This is a genomic window from Lishizhenia sp., from assembly GCF_033720595.1.
In the GTDB taxonomy this organism is placed as follows: domain Bacteria; phylum Bacteroidota; class Bacteroidia; order Flavobacteriales_D; family Crocinitomicaceae; genus Lishizhenia.
The window spans coordinates 1-6,444 of record NZ_JAWWCF010000176.1 but is presented as its reverse complement, the minus strand read 5'-3'; the positions used below and the strand labels follow the sequence as shown (position 1 = coordinate 6,444).

At 36.9% G+C, this 6,444-nt stretch carries 7 protein-coding genes; 4 read left to right on the top strand and 3 right to left on the bottom strand.

What is annotated here, in order from left to right:
• The 4 genes from priA to R3333_RS11660 all read left to right on the top strand — a co-directional run.
• The coding region (priA, locus tag R3333_RS11675) for a primosomal protein N' (protein WP_318958958.1) at positions 1 to 1,553 on the top strand (1,553 nt) is incomplete at its 5' end.
• A 44-nt stretch (positions 1,554 to 1,597) separates the two neighbouring features.
• Entirely contained in the window at positions 1,598 to 2,566 is a 969-nt protein-coding gene (locus R3333_RS11670; protein WP_318958957.1) for a hypothetical protein, read from the top strand.
• Between the two features lie 24 nt (positions 2,567 to 2,590).
• Positions 2,591 to 3,493 (top strand): 1,4-dihydroxy-2-naphthoate octaprenyltransferase, encoded by a 903-nt coding sequence (gene menA / locus R3333_RS11665; protein WP_318958956.1) that lies wholly within the window; start codon positions 2,591 to 2,593, stop codon positions 3,491 to 3,493.
• On the top strand, positions 3,487 to 4,503 hold the full coding sequence (locus R3333_RS11660) for an o-succinylbenzoate synthase (protein ID WP_318958955.1): 1,017 nt from the start codon (positions 3,487 to 3,489) through the stop codon (positions 4,501 to 4,503). Before menA ends, R3333_RS11660 begins: the two co-directional genes overlap by 7 nt.
• On the opposite strand, the gene R3333_RS11655 is transcribed toward R3333_RS11660, so the two are convergent.
• The 3 genes from R3333_RS11655 to R3333_RS11645 form a co-directional block, all read right to left on the bottom strand.
• On the bottom strand, positions 4,500 to 4,706 hold the full coding sequence (locus R3333_RS11655; RefSeq protein WP_318958954.1) for a membrane or secreted protein: 207 nt from the start codon (positions 4,704 to 4,706) through the stop codon (positions 4,500 to 4,502). The two genes, R3333_RS11660 and R3333_RS11655, sit on opposite strands and share 4 nt — an antisense overlap.
• A 38-nt stretch (positions 4,707 to 4,744) precedes the next feature.
• Positions 4,745 to 5,491, bottom strand: coding sequence for a GIN domain-containing protein (locus R3333_RS11650; RefSeq protein ID WP_318958953.1), 747 nt, complete (start codon positions 5,489 to 5,491; stop codon positions 4,745 to 4,747).
• Positions 5,481 to 6,444, bottom strand: a 964-nt coding sequence (locus tag R3333_RS11645; RefSeq protein ID WP_318958952.1) for an acyloxyacyl hydrolase, incomplete at its 5' end; no start/stop codon positions are given. The genes R3333_RS11650 and R3333_RS11645, both read right to left, overlap by 11 nt.

Below are 6,444 nucleotides of genomic sequence, written 5' to 3'. Positions count from 1 at the left end.
TACTACACGGTGTAACAGGTTCTGGTAAAACAGAAATTTACGTAGAACTTATACAAGAGCAATTGGATGCAGGAAAACAAGTTCTATTCTTACTTCCAGAAATTGCTTTAACCACACAATTGATCAACAGACTTTCGGCTTACTTTGGTGATTTAGTAGGTGTTTATCACTCAAAATTCAACCAAAATGAACGCGTTGAAATATGGAATGCACTTTTAAATAACAACCCTACTAAATTTAGAATTATACTCGGTGCTAGAAGTAGTTTATTCCTTCCTTTTAGAGATTTAGGATTGATTATTATTGATGAAGAACACGAAAGTTCATTCAAACAATATGACCCTTCACCAAGATATAATGCTAGAGATAGCGCCATCGTTTTGGGTGCTCTGCACAAAACCAAGGTATTGTTAGGTTCTGCAACTCCTGCATTCGAAACCTATTTCAATGCACAGGAAGGGAAGTTTGGTTTAGTAGAATTAAATAAGCGATTTGGTGATGTTCAAATGCCTGAGATTCTTACTGCCAACCTAAAAAAAGAAAAGATCCAGAAAACCATGAATATGCACTTTAGCAGTTTCTTGGTTCAAAATATGGAAGAAGCCTTGCAAAATGGCGAACAAATAATTCTTTTCCAAAACAGAAGAGGATATAACCCTATTTGGAATTGCGAAATTTGTGGCTGGACTCCAAAGTGTAAAAACTGTGATGTTTCCCTGACTTACCACAAACATGGCAACGCCTTGAAATGTCATTACTGTAGCTATTATGCTGCGCCTATGGGATCTTGTCCAAAATGTAGCTCTAACCGATTGAAAATGGTTGGTTTTGGTACAGAAAAAATTGAAGATGATTTATCTGTACTCTTTCCAAAAGCTAAAGTTCAACGACTGGATTTAGACACAACGCGTCAAAAAAATAGTTACTCAGAAATCATTTCTGCTTTTGAAAATAGAGAGATTGATATACTCGTGGGAACGCAAATGGTTACCAAAGGTTTGGACTTCGACAACGTTTCTTTGGTGGGAATTTTAGATGCCGACCTCATGCTAAACAGAGCGGACTTTAGAGCTTTTGAAAGAAGTTATCATTTAATGTCACAGGTTGCAGGTAGAGCCGGGCGTAAGAGTAAACGCGGTAAAGTAATTATTCAAACCCATGATGTAGATCATTGGGTAATTCATCATGTGATAGATCATGATTATAAAGGATTTTATAAGAACGAGATTATGGAGCGTAAAAACTACCTCTATCCTCCCTTTTATAAGATCATCAACTTTACATTAAAGCATAGAAAAGAACAAGATTTAGAGGCCATGGCTGCAGATTTTGGACGTAGACTCTACAATGTCTTTGGTTCGCGTATTTTAGGTCCGGAAGCACCAGCCATTAAACGTATACAAAACAATTACATACAAGTGGTTAAACTGAAAATGGAACGTGAAGCTTCCCCGAAAAAAGTAAAAGCCAAGATTACAGAAATCATTGATAAATTCTACAGTGAGCCCATGCATAAATCGGTGCGTATAAACATTGATGTTGATCCAATGTAACTTTTAATAGCAGTGTCGTTAAGTAAGTAGTAAAACCTAAATTTATGAAACATCTCATTAGATTAATCTGCCTACTTCTCACCAGTACATTCTACGCACAAACTACAAAGGTAAAGACACATGTGGGTGACATTGCTGTGGTTTATCATACAAGCAACGATGAACTCAGCGGAGAATACATTGCAAAATACCCGAATAAAAACACTAAAGTAAAGGGTTACTACGAGGCGAACAAAAGACACGGTGCTTGGTACTTTTACGACGAGGATGAAGTTTTGATATTCATTCATGTATACGCCCAAGGTGTTATACTTGGAAGCTATTACAGTGAAGCTGAGTACCAGGAAGCCATGCAAGAAGAAATGATAGAAGCTCCTTTTCAAACTTACAATAATACTTCCCTAAATCCTGTCGAGAAACTACCAGCAATTGTTGAAGAAAATGTAATATGGACCGAAAGGTTGTGGAGAACGATAGACCTTAAAGACAACCCTGCCTTGCTTGGGAATAGCATATTACAAACCCTACTCGATTATGTAGCAATGGATTCCATAACTGCTTATTCCGCAAAAGACGATGAATTTACCAGTCCCCTTGAACACTTTGACCTGATTGAAGATTCACTTGAGTTGATAGGTTATAAAATTAAAGAAGATTGGTTTTATGATACTGTTCAACAACAACTCAACTTTAGAATAGTTGGGATTGCCCCTCTGATTAAAAACAGCAGTAACACCTATGAGCTTTGTTGGTTCTACTACAACGAAATTCGCCCTGTTTTAAATGAAATAAAGTATCATCAAAATGGCAGAGAAATGAGTTTTGACTACTTTTTTACGCATTACAATTACAAAGGTACTATTGACAAGTTTTCCAATAAGGAAGACAAAAGTATAGCTGAACTCGCAAACAACAAAAGGGAAAAACTAAAGCTCGAAGAGAGAATGGCCATTCAACGCTATACCGTTGAAGAACATTATATGATAGAGTCTTTTCTAAAAGCCAACAAATAAAAGGGAAAAAATTATCTTTGGCCTATGACAAAGATGCAAGCTTGGGTAAGTGCTGCGCGTTTGCGTACCTTACCCCTTTCTATATCCGGTATATTGTTCGGTAGTTTTTACGCTTATTATTTAGACAAATGGGATGGTTTGATCTTCGGATTAGCGATGGCAACAACGCTGTTACTGCAAATTCTTTCCAATTTTGCCAATGACCTTGGAGATACCTTGAAAGGGGCAGACAATGAAGAACGAGTTGGTCCTCAAAGATCGGTTCAAAGCGGTGCTATCAGCGTAAAAGAAATGAAAGGAGCTGTAATTCTATTCTCTGTTTTGTCTTTGGCAACTGCTATTCCATTGGTGATTTATGGAACCAAAGATTTACCGACCACCATACTCTACACCTACATAGCTTTAGCTCTTGCTTGTGTAATTGCGGCCATTACTTATACAATGGGTAAAAAAGCCTATGGATACAATGGACTAGGAGATGTATTTGTATTTATCTTTTTCGGTTTGGTAAGCACCCTAGGAATCTTTACTTTATTGGCCAAAACCTTTGATATATTGTTAATCTTGCCGGCAATTGGTATAGGATTATTAAGCACAGCTGTGCTCAACCTTAACAATTTACGCGATCATGAAAACGATGCTAAAGTAGGTAAAAACACCATCATCGTTAAAATGGGGTATGAAAAAGGAAAGCGCCATCATGCAAGGTTAATTCACATGGCTTTTTTCTGTTTCCTTACCTTCTTTGCTTTACAAGAAAATGCTTGGATGCTGATTGGATTGCTTCCTTTTGCCATTTTAATGAAGCATTTGAACTACGTGAAAAAAGAGCAAATTCCACAAAACTTAGACCCAGAATTAAAGAAAGTAGCCCTTTCTACCTTTTTAATTTGTTTACTTTCATCTATCCTTTTTGTACTATGCTAACAGCTCGATTCGAAAAGAAAACCTTTGATTTTAAACGTCCATCTGGTACCAGTAGAGGCGTATTAACCCAAAAACATGCGTGGTTCATTTATCTCAAAGAAGATAAATTTGAAGCAATAGGTGAATGCAGCATCATACCTGGGTTGTCGCCCGATTTTATCGATTTTGAGCAGTATGAAAACAAAGTACAGGAAGTAGTTGAAAACATTAATCATTTTGCAAATCACCTTGAAGAACTAGAAACTTATCCTTCTATTTTGTTTGGAGTAGAAATGGCTTTAGAAAATTTAAAGCAAAAACAAGCTCTCCTTTATTTCCCTTCAGAATTCACACAAGGTAAACTTGAAATTCCTATCAATGGTTTGATATGGATGGGAGAAAAACAATTCATGTACGATCAAATTCAAGAGAAAATAGAAGCGGGATTTGATTGTATTAAAATGAAGATTGGAGCCATAGATTTTGAAGCTGAATTAGATTTACTTTCCTTTATTCGTTCTAATTTCGGCAAGGATGAAATTGAATTGCGCGTAGATGCCAATGGTGCATTTTCTCCAGAAGATGCCTTAGAAAAACTACAAAGATTAGCAGCCTTCGAATTACATTCTATAGAGCAACCTATCAAAGCGGGACAAGTTATTGCCATGCGTGATTTGTGTAAAGAAACTCCTTTAGATATTGCTTTAGATGAAGAGTTGATTGGTGTGTATGGAGAAGATAGAAGACATCTATTGGAACAAATTCAACCGCAATACATTATCTTAAAACCAAGTTTACATGGAGGTATTGCCGGATCTAAAGCGTGGATAGCTCTCGCTGAAGAAATGAATATAAAATGGTGGATGACCAGCGCTCTAGAATCGAACGTTGGTTTATCTTGCATAGCACAGTTCACGGCCTTGTACAATACTAAAATGTATCAAGGATTGGGAACAGGTCAACTCTACACCAACAATGTGGAGAGTAAACTAGCCATTAAAGAAGGGAAAATATTTGAAAGACAGTACTAAGCTTTTGCTGTCTTCTCATCATTTAAACATTGTTCTTCTGGCTTAGCACCACACAAACCACATGCTGCTCCTTCTTCCTGTAAAACAGGGTTATTTGAAGCACAAGTTCCTGCGAATTCACCATCTTTCTTCGCCCAAATTTTAATTGCAATACCTGCAAATCCAAGCGCCAACATTCCTACTGTGATAAGTATTAAATCCATAACGAATATATAATTACTGCAAAGTTAATGAAAGCTTTTTAATTTCCTTCTATCAGACTCCCTTCACCTTCAATTGTCTTTTCTATTGCAATTGGAGTTCCATAGAGGTAAACATCACCCTTATATATAAGTTCAGCTTTCACCAGGTTTGTGTTTTCGGCATTAATATGTAGATCTCCTACTGTATTGCTAAATACCTCTATTTGATATTTCACCTTCAAATCTCGTGTATCTCCATAAGCATTAGATTTCACACTTAATCCCAAACTATTTAATTGCCCGCTCAAGTTAAAATCTACATTCCCATAGCTAGCATCTAAGAAAACACGATTAGCCTCTACATTTAAATCTATTCTTCCTGCTCCCGAATGAGCCAACAAAAATAAATTGGGATAAGTCAACACTCCTTCGTTGCTTAATTCTTCGGAAATATCTGTGTATATGTAGCGCAAGGAGGAAAGATGTATACGAACCTTCACAGCTTCTTTATAACTCCTAAGGAAAGCACATTTATTGGCATTGCTTATAGAAAGTACATCACCAAGACTGTCTAACTTCACAAGGTTTATTAAGTTTTCTCCTCCGATAATTTCAAGCTTTGGTTGGTTACTTTGTACCAATTCGAAGTTTAGTTTTTCATGTAAACGTAAACTATCAAAATCCGAAATTGTATACACCAAAGTATCCACAGCTCCACTTGATTTCCAGCACGATCTATCCTCCGCCTTTTTACACGAAAAAAGAAGTAGAAAAACTGCAAGTATGAACCAATAGCTATTTTTCATGGAGTGTGTAATTTATTCCGTACTCGATATAATCGGCTTTTCCGTAATTTGCCTTAATGGCCAATTGCGCTGCCCACCTGTCATTAAACTGGTAGCGCGCACCAACTTTTTGATACAACCATCCCGCTATATTCAAATCATTTTTGGCGTAACCACCCAGGCCTACAAATACATCTAAACAATCAAAACTTAACACATATGCCGAATAGATTCCTATTTGTAATATCTCATTTTGTTTTATTTCTCGTTCGGGAAACATTTTTGCTTGGGCTTGATTAGAAATAAATTCCACTCCTAAATCATAAGACCAATACTTGGATTTATACTTCGTTCTAATCACCGACAAACTAAAAACATTAGACGGTTTCTGAAGCAATGGGTATACATCCTTTTTAGAATATACACCTAACAATCGCCAACGAGTCATCTCCTTTTTCAACGCTAGAAATGAATTTTTCGTACTCCTTTCAATATCTCGAAAGTAACGTGTCACCCCCAATTGTACATAAGGCAAATTAACACCTAAGTTCGGCATTTTAGTAGCCCCATTCGAAAAATGCATCATGTGTATTCCCAATTGAACATTCGTTCTTCGAAAATCATAATTAAAATTGAGCCCTAGACGTATTGCAGCATTTAAATGAGTTCCCATCGCATTATTCTTTGGGTTATCGGCAACATCATAAATTTTCTCTACCCAACCCAATCCGATTCCGCCATATATTGATGGGTAGATTTTACCGGGCAACAAAGGAACATCAACATAATACAGCGCTGCTGCCCCCTTCCCTAAAACGTTTTGGTTACCTAGAGACGTTCCTATTAGCTCCAAGCCAAAGCGTGGATGATTCAATAATTTTTGCCAATACGCATCTCCATTTCCAATAAAACTCAACTTAGCATTGAACGCCGTTGTATGGGCTTGAGGTAGATGAGCCATGATAGATCTATGG

What these genes read in the sequence shown, in the direction of transcription:
- R3333_RS11670 (WP_318958957.1), top strand. Translation starts at nt 1,598, where the DNA reads ATGAAACATCTCATTAGATTAATCTGCCTACTTCTCACCAGTACATTC.
- menA (WP_318958956.1), top strand. Translation starts at nt 2,591, where the DNA reads ATGACAAAGATGCAAGCTTGGGTAAGTGCTGCGCGTTTGCGTACCTTA.
- R3333_RS11660 (WP_318958955.1), top strand. Translation starts at nt 3,487, where the DNA reads ATGCTAACAGCTCGATTCGAAAAGAAAACCTTTGATTTTAAACGTCCA.
- R3333_RS11655 (WP_318958954.1), bottom strand. Translation starts at nt 4,706, where the DNA reads ATGGATTTAATACTTATCACAGTAGGAATGTTGGCGCTTGGATTTGCA.
- R3333_RS11650 (WP_318958953.1), bottom strand. Translation starts at nt 5,491, where the DNA reads ATGAAAAATAGCTATTGGTTCATACTTGCAGTTTTTCTACTTCTTTTT.